The organism is Bradyrhizobium sp. USDA 4341 (assembly GCF_054063755.1).
This window is the reverse complement of sequence record NZ_JBSSGO010000002.1, coordinates 8,758,186-8,782,844: the sequence shown is the minus strand read 5'-3', so window position 1 is coordinate 8,782,844 and position 24,659 is coordinate 8,758,186. Positions and strand designations below refer to the sequence as shown.

The following is a 24,659-nucleotide window of genomic DNA, read 5'->3' as shown; positions in this document are numbered from 1 at the left end:
GGGAATAAACCCTTAGGCCCGCCGATCACCTTCCCGGAAACCCAAATCCCTGGGCCCAACGGGAGACTTGCCATGAGCGGACACGATCACGACCACCACGATGAAGAGAAAGGCGTCAGCCGACGCAAGGTGCTGGAATGCATGACCTGGGCCGGCACCGGCGTCCTCTGGACGGTTACCGGCGGCGTGCCGCATTCGCTCGGCATCGTCGGCTCGGCGGCCGCAGCCGAAGCGACCACCGGCATGACCTTCATGCAGATCAGCGACAGCCATGTCGGCTTCGACAAGCCGGCCAACCCGAACGCCATCGGCACGCTTGAAGAGGCCATCAACAAGGTCCGGGCGATGCAGGTCAAGCCGTCGTTCATGATCCACACCGGCGACATCACGCATCTGTCGAAGGCGTCCGAATTCGATGACGCCGATCGCATCATCTCGCAGGCCAAGCTCGACGTGCATTACGTGCCGGGCGAGCACGACTTCATCGACGAGGAGGTCAAGCTCTACAAGGAACGCTACGGCAAGGGCACCAAGGGTCCGGGCTACTACTCCTTCGACGCCGGCGGCGTGCATTTCGTCGGCCTCGTCAACGTCGTCGACCTCAAGGGCGGCGGCCTCGGCAATCTCGGCAACGAGCAGCTGGAATGGCTCGAGAACGACCTCAAGGGCCGCTCGAAGTCGACCCCGATCGTGCTGTTCGCCCACATCCCGCTGTGGACGGTCTATCCGCAATGGGGCTGGGGTACCGAGGACGGCGCCCGCGCACTGGAGTACGTCAAGGGCTTCGGCTCGGTCACCGTGCTCAACGGCCACATCCACCAGGTGATGCAGAAGGTCGAGGGCAACGTCACCTTCCACACCGCGCGTTCGACGGCCTTCCCGCAGCCGGCGCCGGGTGCGGCCCCCTCGCCCGGCCCGATGAAGGTCGAGGATGCCAAGCTGCGCAGCATGCTCGGCGTCGCCAGCATCAACTTCAAGCAGAACAGCCAGCCGCTGGCGATCATCGACACGCCGCTGCAGGGCTGAGGGACGAGACCGATGAGTTCGATCAATCGACGCGATTTCGGTATAGCCGTGGTCGCGACCATGCTGCTTCCTGTCACGGCGGCCCGCGCCGAAGACGTCGCGGTCCACATCGACAACTTCTCGTTCGCGCCGAACCCGCTCGACGTGAAGGTCGGCACCACCGTGACCTGGACCAACCGCGACGACATCCCGCACACCGTGGTGTGTGCGGGAAAATTCCGCTCCAAGACCATGGATACCGACGGCACCTTCTCGTTCACCTTCACGGAGCCCGGCGAGTACAAGTATTTCTGCTCGCTGCATCCGCACATGACAGGCAGTATCAAGGTTGGGTAACGTGACCACCCATACAATCACAGCCATGCCCGGCCGGTGGCCCTCCGCCCCCGGCCGGGCACAAGCCGTCTCTCGACATGCCGGGCAGGACACGATGGTTGTCAAAGCGTCGCAAGACGATCCCGAAAAGGCGCGGCGCTTCCGCGAAGCCGCGCTGCCGTACCTTGACGACGCCTATACCCTGGCACGCTATTTGTTGCGCGATGCCGCCGACGCCGAGGATGCGGTGCAGGAATGCTATCTGCGCGCCTACAAGCATTTCGACAGCTACCGTGGACCTGCGATGAAGCCGTGGCTGTTTGCGATCCTGCGCAATGTCTGCCGCGCCGAATATGCCCGCCGCAAGACCGCCCCCACCGCGGTCGAGGAGCTGCCCGAGGGTGGCGATCAGGCCCCGCTGTGGAACGAGGCGCCGGAGACGCCGGAAAAGCAGCTGCTGCGTCGCTTCGACGGCGACACCGTGCGCAAGCTGGTCGCGGCGCTCGCCGAGCCGTTCCGCGAGACCTTTGTGCTCAGGGAAATCCAGAATCTTTCTTACCGCGAGATCGCCGATGTCGCCGCCGTGCCTGTCGGCACCGTGATGTCCCGCCTCGCACGCGCCCGCGCCATGCTGCGATCGGCCTGGCTCGCGGAACAGGAGCAAGTGAAATGAATTGCGAGGAAGCCGAAGTGCTGGTCCACGCGCTGATCGACGGCGAACTCGATGCCGGCCATGCGCGCGAAGTGGAAGCCCATATCGAGGGTTGCGCGCATTGCGCCGCCCTGATGAAGGAATATCAGGAGATCCGTCAGGCGATCGCCGAGAGCGACGTGCGCTACAAGGCACCGCTCGAGCTGCGCCGCAAGATCGAGAAGGCGTTGCCGCAACCGCAGGCGGCGCCGACCCGGCGCTCGGTGCTGCGCGGCTTCGCGATGGGCTCCGCCGTGTCGGCGATGGCCGCAACCGGCCTCGTCGCGATCGTGCTCCGCAATGACGACGAGCAGCGCATCGAGAACGAGGTGGTGTCGGCGCATCTGCGCTCGCTGCAGGCCGGCCACCTGATCGACGTGGTCTCGACCGATCAGCATACGGTCAAGCCCTGGTTCAACGGCAAGCTCGACGTCTCGCCGCCGGTGATCGATCTCACCGCGCAGGGCTTTACCTTGATCGGCGGCCGGCTCGACTACGTCAACGCCCGCGAGATCGGCGCCGTGGTCTACAAGCGGCGCCAGCACGTCATCAACCTGTTCGTGGCGCAGACCGCGAGCACCGAACGGAAGTCCGCGAAGATCTCGACGCTGCAAGGTTTCAACATTCGCCGCTGGAGCGACCGCGGCCTGAACTACTGGGCCGTCAGCGATCTCGGCGCCGACGAACTGACGGAGTTCGGCGACAAGTTCGAGGGCGCGATGCGCGCGAACAAGGAGGGGTGAGATGCCTCCCTTGGCCGACCGTCATTGCGAGTAGCGACAGCGACGAAGCAATCGCTATCTCCGTCTGTCGCGATGGATTGCTTCGCTTCGCCCGCAATGACGGATGAGGCTGCTTCGTAGCGCGGATGGAGCGCAGCGCAATCCGGGAACGGTCTCACAAGGATCGAGAACCCCGGATTTCGCTTCGCTTCATCCGGGCGACGGGTTCGAGCCTACGCCGACTTGCGCACCGCGTTGTCGACCAGCGTCTTGCCGAGCGACCAGATCGCGCCGGGCACCTTGTGGCTGCCGGCGATCACCTCGTCGAACGACTTCTCGATCCAGCTGCAGTCCTGTTCGGTGATCATGAGCGGCGGCAGCAGCTTGATGGTGTGGAGGCCGTGGCCGGCGACCTGGGTCAGGATCTTGTGATCCTTGAACAGCGGCACCGTGATCAACTGGCAGAACAGGCCCTTGTTGGCGGTCTCCAGCAGATTCCACGACGCCTTGAGCCGCAGCGATTTCGGCGGACCGAACTCGACCCCGATCATCAGGCCCTTGCCGCGGACTTCCTTCATCAACTCGTAGCCGGGCACCATGCGCGTCAGCGCAAGGCGCAGCTCGGCGCCGCGTTTGGCGGCGTTCTCGACGAGCTTCTCTGCCTTGATGACATCGAGCGTGGCGATGCCGGCGGCCATCGCGAGATCGTTCTTGGCGAAGGTCGAGCCATGCACGACCGCGCGGTCCATCTGGTTGAAGATCTTGTCGAAGATGCTCTTGCGCGTCAGCAGCGCGCCGATCGGCACGTGACCGCCGGAGAGCGCCTTCGCCAGCAGCACCATGTCGGGCTCGATGCCCCAGTGCTCGATCGCAAGGAACTTGCCGGTACGGCCGATGCCGGTCTGAATCTCGTCGGCGATGAACAGCGTGCCATATTTGCGGCACAGCGCCAGCGCGCCGGGCAGGAACTCGTCGGTGGGCATATTGACGCCCTTGCCCTGGATCGGCTCGACGATGAACGCGGCAACCTGGCGCGACGACAGCGCCTTTTCCAGCGCCTCGAGATCATTGTAGGGAATCGGGGTGCAGCCCGGCAGCAGCGGCTCGAAGCCGCTGCGGAAATTCGAATCATCGGTCAGCGACAGCGCGCCGTAGGACAACCCGTGGAACGAATGCCCGCAATAGACGATGCCCGGACGGCCGGTGGCGCCACGCGCGAACTTGATCGCCGCTTCGACGGTTTCGGCACCGGAATTGGCGAAAAACACCTTGTCCAGATATGGAACATATTCCAGAAGCCGTTCCGCGAGCACGCCGGCGAGCGTCGAGACGTCGAGCTGCACCAGATTCGGCAGATCGGCGTCTAGCACGCTCTTCAGCGCCTTGCGCAGGTCCGGATGATTGCGGCCAATCGCAAAAACGCCAAATCCGCTCAATAGATCGAGGTAACGAGCCCCCTGACGATCGAAGAGGTATTGGCCTTGCCCCTTCTGGAAGCCGACGTCATAGCCAATGGTCTTGAGGACGCGAACGAGCTGCTCGTTGAGGTGACGCGTGTGCATGGCACCGCGCTGCCCCTCGCGCTCCACAAAAATCTCGGAAACGTCTAAATTGGAACTTACCATTCGTTACATACGTCGGTTGATGGCCATCTCGTCAACTTAAAACGCTCGCTAGCGGCGTTTTGACCCCCGCTCGGATCGTCTACTTAAGCACAGGTTTGGACCATGTTGCACTGCCCAAGAACTTTCGCGCGTACAATAGCCTTTTCAGGTTTATTTTTGGCCACCGTATTATCACCGGCGCTTGCAGCGGACCCGACCGGCGACTGGAAGGTCGCAGATGGTGTCGCCACCATCCGCGTCGCCCAGTGTAATGGCAGCATGTGGGGTGCGGTGTCGTGGGAAAAAACCCCCGGCGGCAAGGATAAGAACAATCCTGATCCGGCGAAGCAAAGCAGGCCGACGCTCGGCATGCCGATCCTGATCGACATGAAGAAGAAGGCCGGCGCCGACGCGTGGGAAGGCCAAGTCTACAACGCGAAGGACGGCCAGCTCTACAGCTCGACCATCAAGCCCGTCGGCACCGATCAGCTCGAGATCCAGGGCTGCGTGCTCGGCTTCCTGTGTGGCGGCGAGACCTGGACCCGCGTTGGTCCGCCGATCCCGGTCAGCGTCGCCGGCAACCCGCCTGCCGCGGGCAGCCCTGCAGCGAAGGGAGCCCTGCCCAAATCAGCAGTGCCGCAGAAGACCACCGGCGCCGTGGCGCCTGCCACCAAGCCGGGACAAAAGCAGGCAGCCACTGCCCCCGGCTCCGCCAACGCGTCGGCTGACGTCGTGGGTGATATCTGCCTGCTCCCCGACATCGCACGACCGACACATTAGCAGAGGCCAGCTGGCGGCGCCGCACGCGGTCGCGCGCGAGCATGCTGGCTGTTTCGAGACGTTGACGCGTGCCTGAATTTAGGGCTCGGCGGCACGTTGCCGCCAAGCCCGATCGCCTGCGCGTCAGGTGACGTCGTTGGCGATATCCTCCTCCTTGAGGGCCTCGCGTGGCTTGCCCATCAGCGCCGGCTGGAACAGCAACACTGCCGCGAGCGTGGTGACGAGCGAGAGCGCGAGCAGCTTGCCCATGCTCGCGGTGCCGGGATGGCTGGACAGCCACAGGCTGCCGAACGCGGTCGCCGTAGTCAGCGCGCTGAAAAAGATCGCACGCGTCAGGCTCGACTGCAGCAGGTTTGTCCTGCCCTGCCGCCATGCCGTGACATAGTAGATCTTGAACGCGACGCCGACGCCGAGCAGCAGCGGCAGCGCGACGATGTTGGCGAAGTTGAGCGGCAGCCCGATCAGCACGCAGATCTCCAGCGTGACGATGCCGGCGACCAGGAGCGGCACCAGCGTCATCAGCACGTCGACGACGCGGCGCAGCGTCAGCCACAGCAACAGGCCGATCGTGACCAGCGCCAGGATGCCGGCGTGGATGAACGCATTCACGATGACATCGCCCGACTTCAGGATCGAGACCGGCCCGCCGATCGCGGTCGGCTCGGCGGCGAGCACGGCGTCGGCAAAGCGGCGCAGATTGTCGTTGTCGTTGGGATCGCCCTTCGGCTCGACCTCGACACGCATCAGGCCGTCCTTGGTCCTCCAGCTCTCGACCAGTTCCGGCGGCAGGTTCTGCAGCGTGACGGTCTGGGCCTGCAGCGTGTTGCGGAGCTGATCGAATACGATCTTCATCGGCGCGACGAAGACGTCCTGTGCCTTATCGCGGATGGCCTGGTTCGAATCGGCCAGCTTCTGCAGGGCGTCGGCGAGCCGGCGCGCGGCAACCGCGCCCGCCCCCTTGCCGTCGCCCGCGGTCCTGCGCAGGTTGTCGACCGAGCTCTTCAGCGACTCGACATTCTCCTGATCCGACGGCGCCTGATCGACCGAGTCGGGGTTGAGCGCGGGGCCGAGCGTCTTGGCGGCCTGCGCGATCAGCTTCAGCTTGGCCGGCTGATCATCAGGCACGAAGCTGTCGAGCGACATCACGCGCGACACTTCCGGCAGCTTCTCGAGCTTGGCCTCGATCTTCTTGGCGTCGGCCTCCGAGCGCGTCATCACGTTGATGGCGTTGGCGCCGGTGTTCGGATCGTTTCTCAGGTCGAGGAAGGTCGCGATCGATTCCGCGTGCTTGTTGCGCAGATTGATCGGGTTGAAGTCGAACTTCATGTAGTGCAGCAGCGGCAGGCCCGCGACCGTGACCAGGATCGTGCCGACGATGATCGGGACGCGATGCTTTTCGAGGAAGTGATCGAGCGGCGCCAGGAAGGCGTAGCCGACCGGCTCCTTCTCTCCAGGCGGATTGAGCAGGTCGAGCAGCGCCGGCAGCACCGTGATGCTGGTGATGAAGGCCACCAGCATGCCGGCGCCGGCGATCTTGCCGAGTTCGGAGATGCCCTTGTAGTCGGTCGGCAGGAAGCACAGGAAGCCCGCCGCGGTCGCCATCGCCGCGAGCGACAGCGGCACCGCCGAGCGGCGCGCGGCGTTTTCCAGCGCCAGCGTCAGATTGTCGTTCTTGTAACGCTCGGAGCGGTAGCGGACGCTGAACTGGATGCCGAAGTCGACGCCGAGACCAACGAACAGCACCGCGAAGGCGATCGAAAGCAGGTTCAGCGATCCGACCATCATCAGGCCGACCGCCGTGGTGAGGGCAAGACCGATGAACAGGTTCACGAACACCGCGAAGATGATCTTGCCGGAATGCAGCGCCAGCCAGAGGATGATCAACACGATCACCACGGTGCCGATGCCGTTGCGGATCGCGCCGTCCTGCACGGTGGCGTATTCCTCATTGGCGATCGGCACGGGTCCGGTCAGGCGGACGCGCGCGTGATACTCGGTCAGAAATTTCAGGTCGGCCGCCGCCTGCCGGATCGCATCGGTTGCGTCCTTGCCCGGCTCCAGCGCCGAATAGTCGATGATCGGCTTGATCTCGATGAAGGCGCGCTTGTCCGAATCGGTCAGCGGCTTGTCGCTGGTGAGCTCACGCCAGGAGAAGGTCGCATTGCCCTTGGCGAGGACGGTCTCGACGGTCTCGGAGATCAGGTTGAAGGGCGGAGCGGCGTTGTCGAGCTTGACCTGTCCGCGCTTGACGCCGGCAAGGCCGGTCTCGAGCGCACCGGTCAGCCCGCGAATTGAAGGGTCGCCGGCCATGATCTCGATCAGGGGTGCGGCCGATTCGAGCTGGCCCGTGACCTTGCCGACCTCTTCGGTCGGCAGGAACAGCAAGCCGTTCTTCTCGAAGAATTCGCCGGAGCCGAGCGCGGTGATCGCCTCGAAGTTCTTCTTGTCGGCTTGCAGCTTCGCGGTGAGCGCCTTCGCGGCCGAGCTGGTCAGTTCGGGCGTCGCGGCCTCGACGACAGCCAGGATCAGCCGCTCGCGATCAAAGGCTTCCTCGAACTGGTTGTCGCGCTTGCGCCAATCCAGATCCGGCGAGATCAGCTTGTTGATGTCGGTGTTGATCGAGAAGTTGCGAGCCGTATAGAAGCCGGCGCCGATCGACAGCAGCACCGAGAGAATGACAACCGGAAGGGCAAAACGCGTACAGGTCCTAACAACGGAGACGACAATATTTGTCAGCACTTCGTTTCTTTCTAATCTCTGGGAAGCATGGCCGAAAACGTCCGCTCTGTAGCGGAGTTCCGGGGACCGATCTAATGTTGTTTTGGTTATCCTCCCCGACGAGATGGCGAGGAGGTTCCAAACCACAGGAACGGCCACGAGTCGCCGGTATAGACCGCAGGAGTGGGCGATAAAGTGACGAACAAGTGAGGGAGACGGACGGTCGCAGGACCCGAAATCCACACCATGTTACCTCAATCCCCTCACTTGACTGGCTACTCATCCGCTCGAAGCGCTACCTTTTTGCCACAAATCCCTGTATTTCCATGCCCTTGAGGGCGCGGATCACGTGCAGGACCTGAGATGGTGCGGACATTGCAGCTGAAGTTGCGGCGTCCGACCGCGTGGAGTGCGTTGCCGAAAAGGCCGCAGGGCATGGAATGAGATTGGTGCAATTTGCGTAACGGACGACCTATGGAAGTGTTTCTTGCCCAGCCGCGCGGCTTTTGCGCGGGCGTTGTGCGCGCGATCGAAATCGTCGAACGCGCGCTGCAGAAGTATGGCCCGCCGGTCTACGTCCGCCACGAGATCGTTCACAACAAATTCGTGGTCGAAAGCCTGAAGAAGAAGGGCGCGATCTTCGTCGAGGACCTGTCGGAAGTGCCGGCCAAGGCGGTGACCGTCTTCAGCGCCCATGGCGTCGCCAGGAGCGTCGAGGAGGAGGCGGAGGCCCGCGACCTGCCCGTGCTCAATGCCACCTGCCCGCTCGTCACCAAGGTCCACAACCAGGGCAAGCGCTATATCTCGAGGGGCCGCGCCCTGATCCTGATCGGGCATGCCGGCCATCCCGAGGTCGAGGGAACCATGGGGCAGGTTCCGGGGCCGGTCCTGCTGGTCCAGAACGTTCAGGATGTGGCGGAATTGCGGCTGCCGACCGACGCCCCGGTCGCCTACATCACCCAGACCACCCTGTCCGTGGACGACACCAGGGACATCATCGCGGCTCTTCAGGCAAAATTTACAGATATTCAAGGCCCGGACATCAGGGATATCTGCTATGCGACACAGAACCGCCAATCTGCGGTAAGGGACCTGAGTAAGCTGGTGGACGTCATTTTGGTGGTGGGGGCCGCCAATAGTTCCAACTCGAACAGGCTTCGTGAGATCGGCACCGAGGTTGGTGTCGCGAGTTATCTCATTGCCGATGGGAGCGAGCTCAACCCGGATTGGCTGAAGGATGCGAAGGCCGTCGGCATTACGGCGGGTGCATCGGCACCTGAGGTTTTGGTCGACGATGTCATCGAGGCCCTGCGGCGCATCGGACCGGTGTCGGTCTCGGTCGTTCCGGGCCGCGAAGAGAATATCGAATTCCGGCTGCCGGCCGAACTGACTGCGGGCTGATCTGAACCCACTTCCCTTTGATAAGTGCAGAAAGAAAATCCTCTAATGGCTATACCGTTCTTCAAGGAAATGCGTATCGGCGGTTATCTGATCAAGCAGAAGCTGCTTGGCCGCAAACGCTATCCGCTCGTGCTGATGCTGGAACCGCTGTTCCGTTGCAACCTTGCCTGCGTTGGCTGCGGCAAGATCGATTATCCCGATGCGATCCTCAATCGCCGCATGACCGCACAGGAATGCTGGGACGCGGCCGATGAATGCGGCGCACCGATGGTGGCGATCCCGGGCGGCGAGCCGCTGATCCACAAGGAGATCGGCGAGATCGTGCGCGGCCTCGTGGCGCGCAAGAAGTTCGTCTCGCTGTGCACCAATGCGCTGCTGCTCGAGAAGAAGCTCGATCTGTTCGAGCCGTCGCCCTATCTGTTCTTCTCGGTGCATCTCGACGGCCTGAAGGACCATCACGACAAGGCGGTGTCGCAGAAGGGCGTGTTCGATCGCGCCGTCTCCGCGATCAAGGCGGCGAAGGCGCGCGGCTTCACGGTCAACGTCAACGCCACGATCTTCGACGGCCATCCGGCCGAGGAGATCGCCAAATTCCTCGACTTCACCACCGAGCTCGGCGTCGGCGTCTCGATGTCGCCGGGTTACGCCTATGAGCGTGCGCCCGACCAGGAGCACTTCCTCAACCGCACCAAGACCAAGAAGTTGTTCCGCGACGTCTTTGCGCTCGGCAAGGGCAAGAAGTGGAATTTCATGCATTCCGGCCTGTTCCTCGACTTCCTCGCCGGCAACCAGGAATACGAGTGCACGCCCTGGGGCATGCCGGCGCGCAACATCTTCGGCTGGCAGAAGCCCTGCTATCTGCTCGGTGAAGGCTACGCCAAGACCTTCAAGGAGCTGATGGACACCACCGATTGGGAGACCTACGGCACCGGCAAGTACGAAAAGTGCGCCGACTGTATGGCCCATTGCGGTTACGAGCCGACCGCTGCGACCGCTGCGATCAACAATCCGCTGAAGGCGATGTGGGTCGCGCTGCGCGGCATCAGGACCACTGGCCCGATGGCGCCGGAGATCGACATGTCGAAGCAGCGTCCGGCGCAGTACATCTTCGCCGAGCAGGTCCAGAAGAAGCTCTCGGATATCCGCCGCGACGAGGCGGCGGCCGCCGCTGCCAAGCAGCAACAGAAGGCTTCCAGCGCCGCCTGATGCTCCATGTGAGGCGGAGAGCAAGAAGTTGAAGGGCCTCGGTTCAGTGAACCGGGGCCCTTTTTTCTTGGATCAGGATGCCGCCTGCTCTTGCCGGGTTCGCAACAGCAGCTGCTCGATCTCTGCGGCGCGCGGAGCGCTGAGTGTGCCACGCTCGATCCCGAGCGCGACATTGCGCAGAGCCAGTTCGCGATACAACGCGCCCGAGGCGGGAAAGCGCTCGTCCAGGGCCCGCAGGTGCTTGACGATCGTTCCAACGTCGCCGCGCGCCACGCAGCCACCCATGCCGTTGGCGAGGCCACCGTCGAGAACGGCCGCGACGGTGCCCCGCAGCAGCGGCATCATGGCGCGCAGCGCGTCGGCCTCACTGGCGCCAAAGCTCTTCCAGAGCTCGACGCCTTCCTTGAGCAGCGAGATCAGGAACGGACCGACATAGTAGGCCGAGGCATGATAGAGCGCCCGCACGCCGGCCGGCAGCGCCAACGGCTCGCAGCCGATGCTGGTGGCGAGCCGTTCAAGGTCGTGCCGGAAGTCGCCTTCTGCCTCGATCCCGACGGTGCATCCGCGCAGCCCCTCAAGCGCGACGTCGGGATTTGCAAACATCTGCATTGGATGAAACCCGCCGGTTGCGGCGCCCGCGGATCGCGCATGATCGAGCGCCGCCAGTTCGGTCGCGCCGCTGCAATGGACCACGCGGTGGCGCGGCTCCCAGCGCAAAGCGCGGCAGACCGGCAGGATCGCGTCGTCGCTCACCGTGAGGAAAACCATGTCGCAGCCGTCCACGACCTGTTGCGCGTCGGTCATCGGCCGTGCCGACGGGATGCGGGATCCGAGACGCTGCGCGGCATCGAGACCACGGTTATAGAAGGCAGCGACGTTCAAATCCGCGCGAGCGAACACCGGCGCGAGCGTCTGCGCCACGCGGCCGGCACCGATGAAGCCGATCCGCAACGCCGCCAGCGACGTGCTCATTGCGCATAGCTCCCGTCGATGCGGTCGAGCCTGCGCCGCAGTGCCGGCCATTCCAGTAGCCCGTAGCCGGCTTGCAGATTTTGCGCCGCTTCATTCAGCACCGGATTGGTGTCGCGCTCATTGTCCAGCGTGATCTCGGTGCCGGCAAAGCAGGTCACCGTGTTGCCGATCGCCAGCTCGCTCGGGGCGTGCAGCGGCCGGCCGCAGCCGAGCGCATCGACCTGGATCCGGCAGGCCTGCTCGAGCCAGTAGATCGCATTGAACGCCTGCGGAATCGTGTTGCCGCAGACCAGGAGGCCATGATTGCGCAAGACCAGCACGTTGTTGCGGCCGAGATCGGCGACGACCCGGTCGCATTCGTCGCGGTCGATCGCCGGCCCCTCGAAGTCGTGATAGCCGATCCGCCCGTGAAACCGCATCGCCGTCTGCGACAGCGGAAGCAGCCCTTCGGCAAGCGTGCTGACCGCGGTCCCTGCCCGGGTGTGGGTATGCAGAACGCATTTCACGTCGGGCCGCGCGCGATGGATCGGGGCATGCAGATAGAAGCCGGCCACGTTGACGTTGTAGCCGTGGTCGGGCTGCAGCAAGGTCCGGCCCTCGATGTCGATCTTGACGAGGCTCGACGCCGTGATCTCCTCATAGAGCATGCCGTACGGATTGATCAGATACCGATCGTCATGCCCCGGGACCTGCGCGCTGATGTGGTTGTAGATCAGGTCGGTCATTCCATAGAGCGCGACCAGGCGGTAGCACGCCGCGAGATCGACCCGGGTTGCCCACTCCTCTTCTCCGACGATCGCCCTGACATCGCTGACGGCACAAACTTCGGTCTGACGCATATGACTGGGACCCTTAGTGACGGATGACGGAGGTGCGTTCGACGACCTTGCCAAGGCCTTCCGACGACGGAAGCGCACCGAACACATGCATCCCGTCCGCGCCAAGTCTGGATTGCACGAAGAGATCGGCCGCGGTGGCATCGCCATGCTGCAACATCTCGGCCGCCTGCAACGCATGCACCATGCGGGTGACCAGCGCCCGCGCATGCCCGTCGTCCGGATATCGTGCCAGCAAGCGATCCGCGAGATCGTCCGTGCACCGGTCATAGACCGCATTGAGGCCCCTGCTCGCACGCAGTTCGTCGACGAACGCGTCCCGGCAAGTTGCATCCCGTTGCATGGCGCGTAGCACGTCCATGCACATCATGTTGGAGGTGCCTTCCCAGATCGAATTCAGCGGCGCCTCGCGATAGAGCCGCGCCATCGCATTCTCCATGATGAAGCCGTTGCCGCCATGCACCTGCAGGCACTCATAGGTGAAAGCCGGCGCGCGCTGGCAATTCCAGAACTTCACCACGGGAGTGGCGACCCGCGCCAGCAGCCGCTCGTGCTCGCTCGTCTGCAGGCCGTCGGTCGCACGCGCGACGCGAAATGCGCCCAGCATCGCCGCCTCGCTCTCGAGTGCGAGATCGGCAAGCACGTTGCGCTGCATCGGAAGCTCGGCCATCGGCTTGCCGAACGCGGTTCGCGTTTGCGCGTGGTTCAGTGCGAGGCTCAGCGCCTGCCGCATCAGTCCGGCGGAGCCGACCGCGAAATCCAGCCGCGTCAAATGAGCATGCGAAAGGATCTCCGCGATGCCGCGGCCTTCCTCACCGACCAGGATCGACCACGTATCGTGGTACTCGATCTCGCTCGACGCGTTCGAGCGGTTGCCGCACTTGTCCTTCAGGCGCTGAATGTGGATGCGGTTGGCGCTGCCGTCCGGCAACAGGCGCGGCACGAACAGGCAACTGACGCCGGATTGGGTGCGCGCCAGCGTGTAGAATCCATCGGCGACCGGCACCGAGAAAAACCATTTGTGGCCGGTGATCGCATAGATTTCGCCGTGCGCGCCGCGCTCGACGAAGCGCGCGGTGGTCTGGGTCTCACGCAGGTCGGAGCCACCCTGCTTCTCGGTCATCGCATAGCCGATCACCGCCGCGCGCTTGGCCTCGATCGGAAGCCGGCGCGGATCGTAGTCCGCCGCCAGCGTTCGCTCCCGCCACAGCGTGAACTGCGGCTTGCCGGAAAACCCGGCGATCGCGGCGTATGCCATCCCGGTCGGACAACCGACGCCGTTCTCGATCTGATTCCAGAGATAGCTCAGCGCCGCGCGCGCCAAATGGCCAAGTGGCTCGCGCGTCGACCAGGCCAGGCTATGGACCTCGCTCTGGAACGCCAGCGCCATCAATTGATGCCATGCCGGATGAAACTCGACCCAATCATTGCGGTTGCCATACCGGTCATGGGTCAAGAGCTTCGGTTCGTGCTCATTGGCAAGCCGCGCGGCCTCCTGCACAGCTTCGCTGCCGGCATGGGCTCCGAGCGCGGAAAGCCTGTCCTTCGCCCATGGCACCATCCTTGCGATCAGACTGTTCAACGCGCGGTCGTCGTCGAACGCGTTGAAGCCGGTGGCTGGCCGCGCCTGATTGCGGACTTCATGGGTCGCGAACGCACTGGATTTTGCTTCAGCGACGGCAACTGGCTGGACACGCGCATTCATGCGGAAACTCTCGATACAGGGGTCAATTCAGGCGCGGGATGGCGAAACAGCATGCGCGCGGAAAGGCCAGCGATCGTCTGAGCGATCGCCTTTGCCGCGTCGGAGTCCGGGGCTGCTTCGGGCGCCAGCGGACCAACCAGCGCCTCCATGAAGGCGCCGGCCACGCAGGATGCCGCGACATTCGCATCGATATCGACGAACTCGCCGTTGGCGATGCCGCGCCGAACCAGCCTTGCGATCTGGTCGGCCAGGGCCGCCCGGTATTTCAGGCGCGCCGCATCGATCTCGGGCTCACAGGGTTCGGCGATCAACGCATAGGCCAGACGGCGGCCGCGCATCGCCCGGACCGAGAAGGTGTAGATCGCGTCCACCAGACACTGGGACGCAGATCCCTCCGCCTCGACGATCGCGGCGACAACGGCCACCTCGCGCTCGGAAACCAGGGCGAGCACCTGCGCGTAAAGGTCCGCCTTCGAGTCGAAGTAGCGATACACGCTGCCGGTCGCCACGCCGGCCCGTGAGGCGATCAGGGCGATCTGGGCGTCCTTCCACCCACTCAGCGCCACGGCCTCCCTGGCGGCATCCAGAATGCGGGCCTTGGTCTCGACGAGTTGGTTGAGGCGAACCGCCGCGATTGCCATAATGAACCTTGATTCATGAATACAGGATCATAGTTCATGATCGGTCGAACGCCGGTATCTGTCAAGCATCCACGGGGCGGTCCGAGGTCGCAGGACGGCGCACAAAGCCCGCGGACGCCGTGGCTGGGCTTGCAGGATCGTCGGAGACTTGCCGTGCTCCACGCAGGCGGGAACAGGCCTCGAGGGTCACCCACCCGCGAGCCGGCAAATGCACGCCCGACAAATCGCCCGCCGGAACCCGGACCGGCGCGGCATCGAGCCAACCCACCGGGCACCAAAGCAAAAGGCCCGATCGCGATGCGATCGGGCCTCTGCTTTTGAGCTTGGTTGTTTTGAGCTTGGTGCGGCGAGCAACGCCGTCCCGGCCCGGGACAGCTGGATCAGGCCGCCTTCGCCACCAGGACGTCGTCCACCGGCATCAGCACGTCGTTGCCGAGCAGGAAGCCGCGGCAGCTGCGCAGCGAGCGCAGCGCGCGATTGAAATCGATTCCGGTCGACACCAGCGCTCGCAGCGTCCGCGGATTGCGCACGATGCCGCGCAGCACCTTGCGCAGGTCGATGTCGCCGTTCGGCTTCACCGCGGATTTCGCGAGCTCGGGCAGCGCCCGGTGCGCGGGATCGCTGATCACGCGCAGCGCGGCGAACGGAACGCCCGCCTTGGCGGCATAGGCTGCCGCGATATGGCTTTCCATGTCGACTGCGGCTGCGCCCGTCATCGAGCGCAAGGCGGCCTTGCAGGCCTTCGCCGCGATCACCTGTTCGACGCCGGCAAGCCCGCCGCGGACGATCCGGCGGCGCTTCAGCGCGGCGCTGGCGATCATCTCTTCGTTCAGGGCGGATGCGGCCAGGAAACGGGTATCGCCGGACATCACTTCGGTCGCGACCACGACGTCGCCCGACTTCAGCGACGGATCGAGCCCGCCGGCCACGCCGAACGAAATCACGCCACGGAAGCTCGTTGGATCCAGCGTCGCCAGCAATTCACGCAGTTGCTGCGGATCGCTCGAGCTGCAGATCACGATCATGCCGGGACCGGCTGCGATGCGGGCCTCCTGCACCAATCCAGTCACAATCAATACCGGCCGAGGATCAATTCTACTGCCCACGGTCTCGGCGGCCCCCGCCTCAACAATCACATCCCGACCCCTACCACCCTGCTATTGGTGCTTCTCAAATTCCGATACCGCGCCAGCGCCCAGAGCGGAAAGAACTTCGAGTAGCCATGATATCGCAAGTAAAATACCCGCGGAAACCCCGTAGCTGTGTATCGCTGCTCGTCCCACAGCCCTTTTTCCGTCTGTGTTGCCTTTAGGTACTCCACCCCCCGCGCAACGGCGGGATTTTCGACCTCTCCGGCCGCCATCAATCCAAGCAAGGCCCATGCCGTTTGCGAGGAGGTCGACGGCGCGACTTCATAACCCTTGTAATCCAGCCGGTAACTGACGGCGTCCTCGCCCCAGCCGCCGTCCTGATTCTGGACCGACGCCAGCCAATCGACCGCTTTCCGAATCATCGGGTCGTTGCGATCGATCCCTGCGACATTTAGCGCGGAGAGCACCGACCAGGTGCCGTAGACGTAATTCAGGCCCCAGCGGCCGTACCAGGAGCCCTCGGCCAGCTGGGTGCGGCGCAGATAGGCGATACCGTCGGCCATCGCCTTGCTGCTCTCGGCAGTCTCGCCGAGCTGGCCCAGCATCGAGATGCAGCGCGCCGTGACATCCTCGGTCGGCGGATCGAGCAAGGCGCCGTGATCGGAGAACGGGATGTTGTTGAGGTAATATTCGAGATTGTTGGCGTCGAACGCCGCCCAGCCGCCGTCGCGGCTCTGTAGCCCCTCGATCCACTCGCGGCCGCGCGCGATCGCCTCGTCGTATTCCCTGGTTCCGCTATGGCGCCGCACGCGGTCCATCGCCATCACGACCACCGCGGTGTCGTCGAGATCGGGATAGTGATCGTTGTTATACTGGAACGCCCAGCCACCGGGACGGACGTCCGGCGCCTTGACCGCCCAGTCGCCCTTCAGCTCCAGCACCTGGCGCGGCTTCAGCCAGTCGAGGCCCTGCTTGGCCTTGGCGAGCATATCCTCGCCGCCCGCTTCCTGCAGCGCATGACAGGTCAGCGCGGTGTCCCACACCGGCGAGACGCAGGGCTGGCAATAGGCCTCGTCGTCGCGGATCACGAGCAGCTTGTCGATGCCGCGGCGGGTGACGGCGCGCGGCGGGAAATTCTCGTCCTTGCCGAGCGCCTCATACATCATGACGATGTTGGCCATCGGCGGATAGATCGCGCCCATGCCGTCTTCGCCGTTCAGCCGCTCTTCGGTGAAGGCGAGCGCGGCGTCGATCGCGCGCTGGCGCAGGCGCTTCGGAAACATCGGCTCGATCACGCGCAGCACGGCGTCGAGCGAGCGGAACAGATAGAACCAGCCTGCGTTCTGATGCGGCGCCTTCGGCGCCATGCGCACCGACTTCGGATCCTCCAGGAACAATTCGTCGATGCCGACGCCCTTCGGATTCTTGGCACGCGGCTTCAGCGCGGCGAGCACCATCAGCGGCACCATGGTGGTGCGCGCCCAGTAGGAGATCTTGTTGATGTGGAACGGCGACCACATCGGCAGCAGCATGATCTCGATCGGCAGCACCGGCGTCGCGCGCCAGGTCACGATGCCATAGAGCGCAAGCAGGAAGCGCGTGAACACGTTGCTGCCCGAAGCCCCGCCGCGCGAACGGATCGCCTCGCGCGCCCGCACCATGTGCGGCGCGTCGACGGAATCGCCGATCATCTTCAGCGCGAAGTACGACTTCACGCTGGCGCTCATGTCGAACGGGCCGTCATGCACCAGCGGCCAGCCGCCATGCGCGCCCTGGACGCGGCGCAGATAGTTGCCGAGCTTGGCCTCGAGCGTGGCGTCGACGGGCTCGGCCAGGTAGTGACGCAGCAGGATGTATTCGGCCGGAATGGTGCTGTCGGCCTCGAGCTCGAATATCCAGTGCCCGTCGGACTGGCGATAGCCGAGCAGCGCTTCGGTTGCCTTGGAGATGCTCTTCTCCAGCGCGACCGGATCGACTGCGACGCTGTGATCTCTCGAAAGCATTTCGCTCGATATCCTCTTCATTGCGGACCGGCTGATCGAAAGCCGCGGCCCGCTCCAGAGCATGGTCCGATTGCATCGGATCACGCTCTTGTCCGTTTGTTTGGTCGCGTTTTCTTCACGCGAACCGGTAACCACTTCGCTCGAAAACGCTCCAATCGGTCGAATCTAGCGCCTGGCCAGAACCAGATCTGCGGCGCGATCACCCGACCGCACCGACCCCTCGATGGTTGCCGGCAACCCGGTAGCAGTCCAGTCGCCGGCAAGGAACAGGTTTTTTTGCGCCGTCGCGGGCCCCGGACGCAGGGCGTTCTGCTCCGGCGTCGCCTCAAATGTGGCGCGGCGCTCGCGCACGATCTGCCACGGCGGCAGGTCGCCGGAAACGCCGGATGCCTTGCAGATGTCCCGCCAGATCGCCTGCGCGAGCTCCTCGCGCGGCATGTCGACCAGGCGGTCGCCGTTGCTGATCGTCACCGAAAGCCGCTGCGGGAACGCGAACAGCCACTCCACGAGGCCACCGACCACGCCAAGAATGGGCGCAGCGTCGCGCGGCGGATCGACGCGGAAATGCGCGTTCACGATGGCGCGGAATTTGGTCGGGGTTTTCAGGCCGGGCAGCAGGGTTGCGGCCGCGCGCGGCGGCACCGCGAGCACGACCGCATCGTCGGCCGCCAGCGTGATCTTGTCGCCACCGCCGAAGTCGAGCTCATTGATGCGATCACCCGACATGCCAAGCGTACGCAATTCGTGACTGAACTGGACGCTGTGGCCCCGCTCCTGCAGCAGCTTCACGGCCGGCTCGATCAACACCGAGCTCAGGCCGTCCCGCGCGATCAGCGGACGGCAGGCCTGCCCGCCGGCGAGCAGCGTCTCGCGCACGATGGCGCCGGCAAGCCCGGCCGAGCCCTCCGGCGGATCGACGTTCAATGCGGCGAGCAGCAGCGGCTGCACCAGGCGGTCATACAGCGTGCCCTTGCAGGGAATCGTGTTGCCGACCAGCGCCTCGGTACCGGCCCAGGCCAGCGGCGCCAATGCGAGATAATCGCGCAGGCCGGTGTCCGGGACACGGCGCGCCTCGTCGAACACCCACAGCGGCAGACGGGAATCGCCGAGGTCGAGCTGCCAGCGCTGGCCGGTGGCCAGATCGACGAACGGAAACTGCGCGCGCGCAGGTCCCACGAGGCCGGCCTCGGTGCCGATCGAACGCGCGTAGCTCAGCGCGTGGCGGTTGCCCGACAGCAGCAGATGGTTGCCGTTGTCGATGGTGAGATTGGTGGCGGCGTCGAAATAAGAGCGGCAGCGGCCGCCGGCCTGCTGCGTCGCCTCGTGGACGGCAACCTTGTAGCCGCCATTGGCGAGCCGCACGGCCGCGGAGAGGCCGGAAATACCGGCACCGATGATATGAACGGTCTTTTGCATCAGATGATCGCGTAACGAAGAAGAATGCCGATCTTGGCTGCCTTGGACACACGCACCGGCTCACGCGGAGCGGCGAAGCCGCGCGCGATCAGGAGATCGAGGATCGCGCGGTAGTATTTCGACATGATCCGCGGCGCGCGCACGGCGCGGCGCGAATTGCGCTTCATGATCTCGTCGGACTTCTGGAAGTGCATCTTGGCGCGCTCGGCAAGCGGCGCGCAGACTTTCGGCAGCGCGCGGTCGGCGGTGACGCGGGCCGGGTCGTTGCTGGTGATGCCGGCATGCCAGAGCCATTCGCGCGGCAGATAGAGCCGGCCGAGACCGGCATCCTCGTCGATGTCGCGCAGGATGTTGGTGAGCTGCAGCGCGCGGCCGAGATGGTAGGCGAGCTGGATGCCGTCTTCCTCGGGCAGGCCGAACACGCGCACCGACAGCCTGCCGACCGCGCTCGCGACGCGATCGCAATACAGGTCGAGCGTCGCAAGATCGGGCGCGCGGATGTCCTGCGGCACATCCATCTCCATGCCGTCGACGATCGCGACGAAATCCTCGCGCTTCAGGCCGAAGGCCTTCACCGACGCGACATAGTCCCTCAGCCGCTCCGGCGGATGCCCCGCATAGAGCGCATCGATATCTTCGCGCCACTGCTGCAAGGCGGCCAGGCGCTCCGGCCGCGGACCATCGGAATCGGCGATGTCATCGACCTGCCGGCAGAAGCTGTAGATCTGGAACATTGCTTCGCGCTGCGCGTGCGGCAGGATGCGCATCGCGGCATAGAACGAGCTGCCCGACGCGGTGCTTCCGTAATTTGCGTTGGCCGCCGCCTCAGCACTCATGCCCCTGCCGCCGTCTTGGAGACCGCACGCCGTCCGATTGCCCGCCGCGCGGTCTCGCCGGCGACGCCGCCAAGGCTCTGCAACAGCAATTCGACCGGGCTCAGATGCACGCGCTCGCTGAGCGGATCACGCACTTTCAGCAGGTTGACGATCTTGTCGGCGAACGCCTGGATCACCGAGATCTCGAGCCCGAGCCGGAAATCCTTCACTTCGGCGGCGAGCGACTTGCTCTGCTCAAGCAGCGCCGCGGTGCGCAGCGCGAGCGCCTGCAAGCATTTGAGCAGGGCCGGCTGCGACTTCGCCTCGCCGAGCATCTCGACGGTCGCACCCGTAGCGGCCAGCGCATCGCGCGGCAGATAGACGCGGTTCAGGTTCCGGTAGTCCTTTCCGCAATCCTGCAGATGGTTGTTGATCTGCAATCCGGCGCAGAGCGCGTCCGATGCCGCCCAGGTCGAAATATCCTCGCCATGCACGTCGAGCATAAAGCGCCCGACCGGCATCGCCGAGTAGCGGCAGTAGTCGATCACGTCGTCCCAGTTTTCGTAGCGCAGCTTGGTGACGTCGAGGCGGAACGCCACCAGCACGTCGAGCGCATGCCGCGGCGGCATGCCGCGCTCGGCGAAAGCACGGCGCAGGCTGACCGCTTCCTTCTGGCTATCGCCATTGCCGAGCAGCTCGGCCTCCATGAGGTCGAGATACCGCAGCTTCTCCTCGGCCGGCAGCGTGGCGTGATCGGCGATATCGTCGGCGGTGCGGACGAAATTATAGAAGGCCAGGATCAAGGCACGATGCCGCGGATGAATGATCCACGACGCGACCGGAAAATTCTCGTCGCGGTGGGTCTTTCCGGATCGCAGGTCGCTCGCGGTGGTCATGGGAAATTTGGGCTACACTGGTCATGGCACGACGCAGGCGCGGACGGTCAGGCGCATGCGGGGGATTTGCGAGCCCCATATAGGGGAATACGCCACCAAAACCAATGCTATCTGTGACCGCCAGCATCTGTGACCGCGGCCGGCATGGCTGCCAGCCGCGGCATTGATAGCGGTCCCTTGAGACCTGAATTCGGTCTTATTGGCCGTGCGTCTTCAGCACCTGGTCGCAGGCGGCGCTGATCTTGCTGCGGTTCTGCTGCAGACAGGCGAGAATGGTGAAATCGCCCTGATCGATCACGGAACGGCAGTGACGCTGTACGTCGCGCGTGCAGGCCTTCTGCTCATCGGCCGTACCGCGCCCTTGCTGCTGGGCGAAGGCGCTGGACGAGAGCGGGATCGACAACAGGGCAACAGCCAGGAGAAATTTACGCATCGTATTCCTTCATTTCCGACAGCAGAAAATCTGTTCCCGAAACGCGTTTCGGCATGGCCGGGACGGATTTTGGGGATTGCAGACGCCACGTAACGCGGCAACGGATTGACGACAAGCACTGCTAAATGCGGCTAAATTTGCGGCGCTGTAAACCCCTGCATAAGCCATTGATTCACAACAACGATTCATGCCATCACTTTGTCGCGTTTGGGTATTGCGGATCACACTCGCGCAAAGCTACATGCCATCATGAGGCCAATGGTTTCTGATTCTGTTCGATGACAACAGGGCTCGCGCGCGCCGCTTCTGTCGTTTGAACCTAACATTCTTGGGTGACACTAAACCTTCGATGCGGCGAGACGCTTTGTTGCGAAAGAGGCGTTGATTTTGATGGGAAAATTCAAAATGAAACTGTTTGGTTCCAGCCTTTATGGTCAGGCCCTCAGAGCTGTGGGCGTCGGTGCCGCACTGATGCTGTCTGCCTCCGCAGTCCATGCCCAGGCCAACGGTCCGTTTGCCGGTTTTGCCGGCTCGTGGACCGGAACGGGCACGGTGGCGTTGTCCAACGGCACGACCGAACGGATTCGTTGCAAGGCGGACTACAAGGTCGCGCCATCGGGCATGAACCTGAAGCAGTCGCTGCATTGCGCGAGCGACAGCTACAAGTTCGACCTCTCCAGCGACGTCACCAGCCAGGGCGACCGGATCTCCGGCAACTGGAGCGAGGCCAGCCGCAACATCTTCGGCAATTTGCAGGGCACCGCAGGCGGCGGGCGGATCGACGTGTTCGTCGAGGCCTCTCGGCTTTGCCGCAAACCTGAACCTGCAGACCAACGGCTCCAAGCAGGTCGTGCAGATCGACTCCAAGGGCGAGATCCGCGGTGTCACGATCACGATGACGAAGACCTGACGCCTCCGGCCGATTTGGCAGGCAAACAAAAAAGCCCGGTTCCGAGCGCTTCGGAACCGGGCTTTTTGTTGCGGGTCTTTGTTGCCCGTCGATCAGGCCTTTTCGATCGGCGCCGGTTGCCCGCCCTTGCCGCGGAGCTTCTGCGACAGGTTGATCAGGAACATCGAGGTCGGCCGCAGGATGAAGAGGTCCGCGACCAGGGCTGCGACCATCGAGAACGCGCTGAGCCAGCCGAACAGCCGCAGCGACGGCAGGTCGGAGAACACGGTGACGACGAGGCCGCAGGCCAGCACCACCGTGGTCAGGATCAGCGCGGGACCGACCAGCACCGTGGCGCGCTCCACCGCAAGCTCCGGCGTGACACCGGGCTTGGTCTCCAGCCGCAGGCGATTGAGGAAGTGGATGGTGGCGCTGAGGCCGAGGCCGAACGACACGGTCAATGCCACGACGCTGGCGAACTGCAGCCCCTCCCCGAGCAGCCACAGCACGGTGCCTGACAGCACCACCGGGAAGATGCCGGGCAGGATGCACGAGAACATCACCACCACCGAGCGGAACGCCAGGCCGATGAAAACCGCCACCAGCAGGAATTCGACGGTCAGGCCACGGTTCAGTTTTTCGATCATGTTGGCGCTGTTGCGCGCGGCGATCACCGACAAGCCGGTGACCGCAATCTCGTAGCCGGGATGCTCGGCGCGCACCTTGTCCAGCGAGCTATCCAGCTTGTTCACGACCGGAAGCAGCTGGCTCGAGTCGAGATCCGGGACCCGGCCCGACACCACGACCGCATCCTGATCCGCCGAGATGAAGCGGCGCACCAGATGCTCGGGAATCACGCCGACATATTCCTTCAGCGTTGCGACGTCATTGCTGCCGGCCTTTTCGGCGAGCCAACGGCGCAGGGTCTCCAGCGACCAGACGTTGCCGACACCCGCCGCGGTTTCGACCATCGCGTGGACGTCGGCGATCGTCTTTAGGGTCTCCGGCGAGTAGAGCGATTCGCCCTTGGGGAATTCGATCAGCACATCGACCGGATTGGCGCCGGTCAGCTTGGCGTCGAGCCGGCTCGACGCCGCCACCGCCTGCCGCTTGTCCGGAACCTGGTCGGCGAGCCGGTAGCGCGGCTCGAGATTGGCGTAGATGACGCCGAGCCCGCCGACCACGATCACTGCGATCAGGCTGAACAGCCCGGGACGGCCCACCATGCGCACCGCGATCCAGTAGCAGAAATTGCGCAGCGCCTGGACGCCGGCGTCGGCGCCCTGGAATTTTACCGCGAATACTTTTTCGTTGCGTACCAGAAGCACACCGAATGCGGGCACCAGCGAGAGCACCGCGATCAGCGCGATGACGGTCGCTGCAAGCCCGGCCTCGCCGAATTTGCGGATCAGGTCGGAATCCGAGAATTGCAGCGCGATGAACGAGATGCCGGCGGTGCCATGCGTCAGCACGCAAGCCGGACCGACCACCATCACCGCATTCCTGAACGCGGTGTACTTGTCCTGCCCGGCGATCAGGCGGTCGCGTGCCGCAAACGTCAGCTGCATCGAGTCGGAGAAGCTGATCACCATGATGAGCGGCGTCATCACGTTCAGGAACATGTTGAGATTGAAGCCGGCCCAGCCGAGGCCGCCGAGCGCGAGCAGGATCGCAATGATCGGCGGGAACGCGGCGATCACCATGAACGATATCTTGCGGAAGAAGATGATGGCGATAATGCAGCCAGCCAGAATGCCGAGGATATTGTAAGTCAGCCCGTCGCGCTTGACCGCGTTGCGGATTTCGAGCTGCATGACCGGGACGCCAGAAAGCTGGGCGTTGAGCCCGCTGCCGCTGAGATCATCGGCCATGATCTTTCTCATGTCCGCGACGACCTTGCTGAGCTTGTTGCTGCCGACAACCTCAGGCTCGAGCGACAGCACGATCAGCGCCAGCGTGCCATCCTCGGACAGCAGCTTGCCGCGAATGATCTCGTTGGATTTGACGGTCTCGACGAATTTGTCGTAGGCGGCGCCTTGCGGCAGCTCGGTTGGGAACAGCGCGGCCGGCAATTTGCCGGGCTCGGGCGCCTGGCGCGCCGAAAACAGCGAGACCAGACCACGCACGCCCTCGACCAGCTGCAGGTCGGTGACCATGTCGCGGATCTTTTCGAGGTTCTCGCGCGCAAGGAGCGTCTTGCCCTCGACCACGACCAGCACGTCGAACTCGGTAGCCGGGAACCGTTTGGTGACCGCTTCGTACTGCTTGTAATCCTTCGAATTGGAACGGAACAACTGGCTGAGCGAGTCGTCGATCTTGATGCGCTCGATACCGAAAACGGCCGCGACCATCAGCGCTAGCAGAATGATGACTGACAGGACCGGCGCCTTGATCGCGATCAGGCCGATACGCTCCAGCCCGAACGCGATGCTGGGGCCCGAACGCGGCTCTTCGACCTTCTCGACGTGGACCTGACTTTCGGAGTTCTTTTCGAGCATG

Annotated in this window: 20 protein-coding genes and 1 pseudogene; 8 read left to right on the top strand and 13 right to left on the bottom strand. The window is 64.0% G+C overall.

The annotated features are described in order from the left end of the window. Positions 1 to 72 precede the first annotated feature (72 nt). The 4 genes from ACVIGB_RS46875 (at position 73) to ACVIGB_RS46860 (ending at position 2,775) form a co-directional block, all read left to right on the top strand. The gene (locus tag ACVIGB_RS46875) at positions 73 to 1,026 is read left to right on the top strand and encodes a metallophosphoesterase family protein (protein ID WP_176532574.1); all 954 of its coding nucleotides are present in this window, start codon (positions 73 to 75) and stop codon (positions 1,024 to 1,026) included. Between the two features lie 12 nt (positions 1,027 to 1,038). Further along, positions 1,039 to 1,362, top strand: a complete 324-nt coding sequence (locus tag ACVIGB_RS46870) for a cupredoxin domain-containing protein (protein WP_024579453.1) — start codon at positions 1,039 to 1,041, stop codon at positions 1,360 to 1,362. Positions 1,363 to 1,456: 94 nt separating this feature from the next. Next, entirely contained in the window at positions 1,457 to 2,014 is a 558-nt protein-coding gene (locus tag ACVIGB_RS46865; protein WP_092125126.1) for a sigma-70 family RNA polymerase sigma factor, read from the top strand. Further along, positions 2,011 to 2,775 (top strand): anti-sigma factor family protein, encoded by a 765-nt coding sequence (locus ACVIGB_RS46860; protein ID WP_092125125.1) that lies wholly within the window; start codon positions 2,011 to 2,013, stop codon positions 2,773 to 2,775. Before ACVIGB_RS46865 ends, ACVIGB_RS46860 begins: the two co-directional genes overlap by 4 nt. Before the next feature lie 212 nt (positions 2,776 to 2,987). Here ACVIGB_RS46860 and hpnO read toward each other — a convergent pair whose 3' ends face one another. Then, positions 2,988 to 4,379, bottom strand: a complete 1,392-nt coding sequence (hpnO, locus tag ACVIGB_RS46855; protein WP_456724155.1) for an aminobacteriohopanetriol synthase HpnO — start codon at positions 4,377 to 4,379, stop codon at positions 2,988 to 2,990. A gap of 102 nt (positions 4,380 to 4,481) precedes the next feature. Here hpnO and ACVIGB_RS46850 point away from each other — a divergent pair, with 102 nt between their 5' ends. Continuing rightward, positions 4,482 to 5,138, top strand: coding sequence for a DUF2147 domain-containing protein (locus ACVIGB_RS46850; RefSeq protein WP_456724156.1), 657 nt, complete (start codon positions 4,482 to 4,484; stop codon positions 5,136 to 5,138). 123 nt (positions 5,139 to 5,261) lie between these two features. On the opposite strand, the gene hpnN is transcribed toward ACVIGB_RS46850, so the two are convergent. After that, positions 5,262 to 7,877, bottom strand: coding sequence for a hopanoid transporter HpnN (gene hpnN, locus ACVIGB_RS46845; RefSeq protein WP_456724157.1), 2,616 nt, complete (start codon positions 7,875 to 7,877; stop codon positions 5,262 to 5,264). Positions 7,878 to 8,330: 453 nt separating this feature from the next. Between hpnN and ispH the strand changes: the two genes are divergently transcribed. Together ispH and hpnH are read left to right on the top strand one after the other, a co-directional pair. Further along, positions 8,331 to 9,257, top strand: coding sequence for a 4-hydroxy-3-methylbut-2-enyl diphosphate reductase (ispH, locus tag ACVIGB_RS46840; RefSeq protein WP_456724158.1), 927 nt, complete (start codon positions 8,331 to 8,333; stop codon positions 9,255 to 9,257). Between the two features lie 45 nt (positions 9,258 to 9,302). Then, positions 9,303 to 10,463: an adenosyl-hopene transferase HpnH gene (gene hpnH / locus ACVIGB_RS46835; protein ID WP_456724159.1), complete on the top strand. Its 1,161-nt coding sequence runs from the start codon at positions 9,303 to 9,305 to the stop codon at positions 10,461 to 10,463. A 72-nt stretch (positions 10,464 to 10,535) separates the two neighbouring features. Here hpnH and ACVIGB_RS46830 read toward each other — a convergent pair whose 3' ends face one another. From ACVIGB_RS46830 to ACVIGB_RS46785, 10 genes are all read right to left on the bottom strand, one after another. Next, on the bottom strand, positions 10,536 to 11,435 hold the full coding sequence (locus ACVIGB_RS46830) for a Rossmann-like and DUF2520 domain-containing protein (RefSeq protein WP_456724160.1): 900 nt from the start codon (positions 11,433 to 11,435) through the stop codon (positions 10,536 to 10,538). After that, positions 11,432 to 12,274, bottom strand: coding sequence for a class II aldolase/adducin family protein (locus ACVIGB_RS46825; RefSeq protein ID WP_456724161.1), 843 nt, complete (start codon positions 12,272 to 12,274; stop codon positions 11,432 to 11,434). Before ACVIGB_RS46825 ends, ACVIGB_RS46830 begins: the two co-directional genes overlap by 4 nt. Positions 12,275 to 12,287: 13 nt before the next feature. After that, the gene (locus tag ACVIGB_RS46820) at positions 12,288 to 13,976 is read right to left on the bottom strand and encodes an acyl-CoA dehydrogenase family protein (RefSeq protein WP_456724162.1); all 1,689 of its coding nucleotides are present in this window, start codon (positions 13,974 to 13,976) and stop codon (positions 12,288 to 12,290) included. Continuing rightward, a complete protein-coding gene (locus tag ACVIGB_RS46815) occupies positions 13,973 to 14,617 on the bottom strand; it encodes a TetR/AcrR family transcriptional regulator (protein WP_456724163.1) in 645 nt (214 codons plus the stop codon). Before ACVIGB_RS46815 ends, ACVIGB_RS46820 begins: the two co-directional genes overlap by 4 nt. 380 nt (positions 14,618 to 14,997) lie before the next feature. Continuing rightward, complete coding sequence (locus tag ACVIGB_RS46810; protein ID WP_456724164.1) at positions 14,998 to 15,753, bottom strand: phosphorylase; 756 nt, start codon at positions 15,751 to 15,753, stop codon at positions 14,998 to 15,000. Further along, entirely contained in the window at positions 15,750 to 17,711 is a 1,962-nt protein-coding gene (gene shc / locus ACVIGB_RS46805) for a squalene--hopene cyclase (RefSeq protein ID WP_456724165.1), read from the bottom strand. Before shc ends, ACVIGB_RS46810 begins: the two co-directional genes overlap by 4 nt. Before the next feature lie 165 nt (positions 17,712 to 17,876). After that, positions 17,877 to 19,127, bottom strand: coding sequence for a hydroxysqualene dehydroxylase HpnE (gene hpnE / locus ACVIGB_RS46800; RefSeq protein ID WP_456724166.1), 1,251 nt, complete (start codon positions 19,125 to 19,127; stop codon positions 17,877 to 17,879). After that, on the bottom strand, positions 19,127 to 19,963 hold the full coding sequence (gene hpnD / locus ACVIGB_RS46795) for a presqualene diphosphate synthase HpnD (RefSeq protein ID WP_456724167.1): 837 nt from the start codon (positions 19,961 to 19,963) through the stop codon (positions 19,127 to 19,129). Before hpnD ends, hpnE begins: the two co-directional genes overlap by 1 nt. Beyond that, positions 19,960 to 20,838 carry a squalene synthase HpnC gene (hpnC, locus tag ACVIGB_RS46790; protein WP_456724168.1) on the bottom strand — a complete coding sequence of 293 codons (879 nt, stop codon included), beginning with the start codon at positions 20,836 to 20,838 and terminating at the stop codon, positions 19,960 to 19,962. The genes hpnD and hpnC overlap by 4 nt, the downstream gene beginning before the upstream one ends. A 196-nt stretch (positions 20,839 to 21,034) precedes the next feature. Further along, on the bottom strand, positions 21,035 to 21,271 hold the full coding sequence (locus tag ACVIGB_RS46785; protein WP_456724169.1) for a hypothetical protein: 237 nt from the start codon (positions 21,269 to 21,271) through the stop codon (positions 21,035 to 21,037). Positions 21,272 to 21,676: 405 nt separating this feature from the next. Between ACVIGB_RS46785 and ACVIGB_RS46780 the strand changes: the two are divergent. Continuing rightward, positions 21,677 to 22,181 (top strand): annotated as a pseudogene (locus ACVIGB_RS46780) (hypothetical protein). Between the two features lie 92 nt (positions 22,182 to 22,273). Here ACVIGB_RS46780 and ACVIGB_RS46775 read toward each other — a convergent pair. Beyond that, positions 22,274 to 24,658 (bottom strand): efflux RND transporter permease subunit, encoded by a 2,385-nt coding sequence (locus tag ACVIGB_RS46775; RefSeq protein WP_456724170.1) that lies wholly within the window; start codon positions 24,656 to 24,658, stop codon positions 22,274 to 22,276. Position 24,659 lies beyond the last annotated feature (1 nt).

Coding starts and splice junctions, on each gene's coding strand:
- ACVIGB_RS46850 (WP_456724156.1), top strand. CDS start 4,482: ATGTTGCACTGCCCAAGAACTTTCGCGCGTACAATAGCCTTTTCAGGT.
- hpnC (WP_456724168.1), bottom strand. CDS start 20,838: ATGACCACCGCGAGCGACCTGCGATCCGGAAAGACCCACCGCGACGAG.
- ACVIGB_RS46785 (WP_456724169.1), bottom strand. CDS start 21,271: ATGCGTAAATTTCTCCTGGCTGTTGCCCTGTTGTCGATCCCGCTCTCG.
- ACVIGB_RS46830 (WP_456724160.1), bottom strand. CDS start 11,435: ATGAGCACGTCGCTGGCGGCGTTGCGGATCGGCTTCATCGGTGCCGGC.
- ispH (WP_456724158.1), top strand. CDS start 8,331: ATGGAAGTGTTTCTTGCCCAGCCGCGCGGCTTTTGCGCGGGCGTTGTG.
- hpnE (WP_456724166.1), bottom strand. CDS start 19,127: ATGCAAAAGACCGTTCATATCATCGGTGCCGGTATTTCCGGCCTCTCC.
- shc (WP_456724165.1), bottom strand. CDS start 17,711: ATGCTTTCGAGAGATCACAGCGTCGCAGTCGATCCGGTCGCGCTGGAG.
- ACVIGB_RS46865 (WP_092125126.1), top strand. CDS start 1,457: ATGGTTGTCAAAGCGTCGCAAGACGATCCCGAAAAGGCGCGGCGCTTC.
- hpnH (WP_456724159.1), top strand. CDS start 9,303: ATGGCTATACCGTTCTTCAAGGAAATGCGTATCGGCGGTTATCTGATC.
- ACVIGB_RS46775 (WP_456724170.1), bottom strand. CDS start 24,658: ATGCTCGAAAAGAACTCCGAAAGTCAGGTCCACGTCGAGAAGGTCGAA.
- ACVIGB_RS46870 (WP_024579453.1), top strand. CDS start 1,039: ATGAGTTCGATCAATCGACGCGATTTCGGTATAGCCGTGGTCGCGACC.
- ACVIGB_RS46860 (WP_092125125.1), top strand. CDS start 2,011: ATGAATTGCGAGGAAGCCGAAGTGCTGGTCCACGCGCTGATCGACGGC.
- ACVIGB_RS46820 (WP_456724162.1), bottom strand. CDS start 13,976: ATGAATGCGCGTGTCCAGCCAGTTGCCGTCGCTGAAGCAAAATCCAGT.
- ACVIGB_RS46815 (WP_456724163.1), bottom strand. CDS start 14,617: ATGGCAATCGCGGCGGTTCGCCTCAACCAACTCGTCGAGACCAAGGCC.
- hpnO (WP_456724155.1), bottom strand. CDS start 4,379: ATGGTAAGTTCCAATTTAGACGTTTCCGAGATTTTTGTGGAGCGCGAG.
- ACVIGB_RS46875 (WP_176532574.1), top strand. CDS start 73: ATGAGCGGACACGATCACGACCACCACGATGAAGAGAAAGGCGTCAGC.
- hpnD (WP_456724167.1), bottom strand. CDS start 19,963: ATGAGTGCTGAGGCGGCGGCCAACGCAAATTACGGAAGCACCGCGTCG.
- ACVIGB_RS46825 (WP_456724161.1), bottom strand. CDS start 12,274: ATGCGTCAGACCGAAGTTTGTGCCGTCAGCGATGTCAGGGCGATCGTC.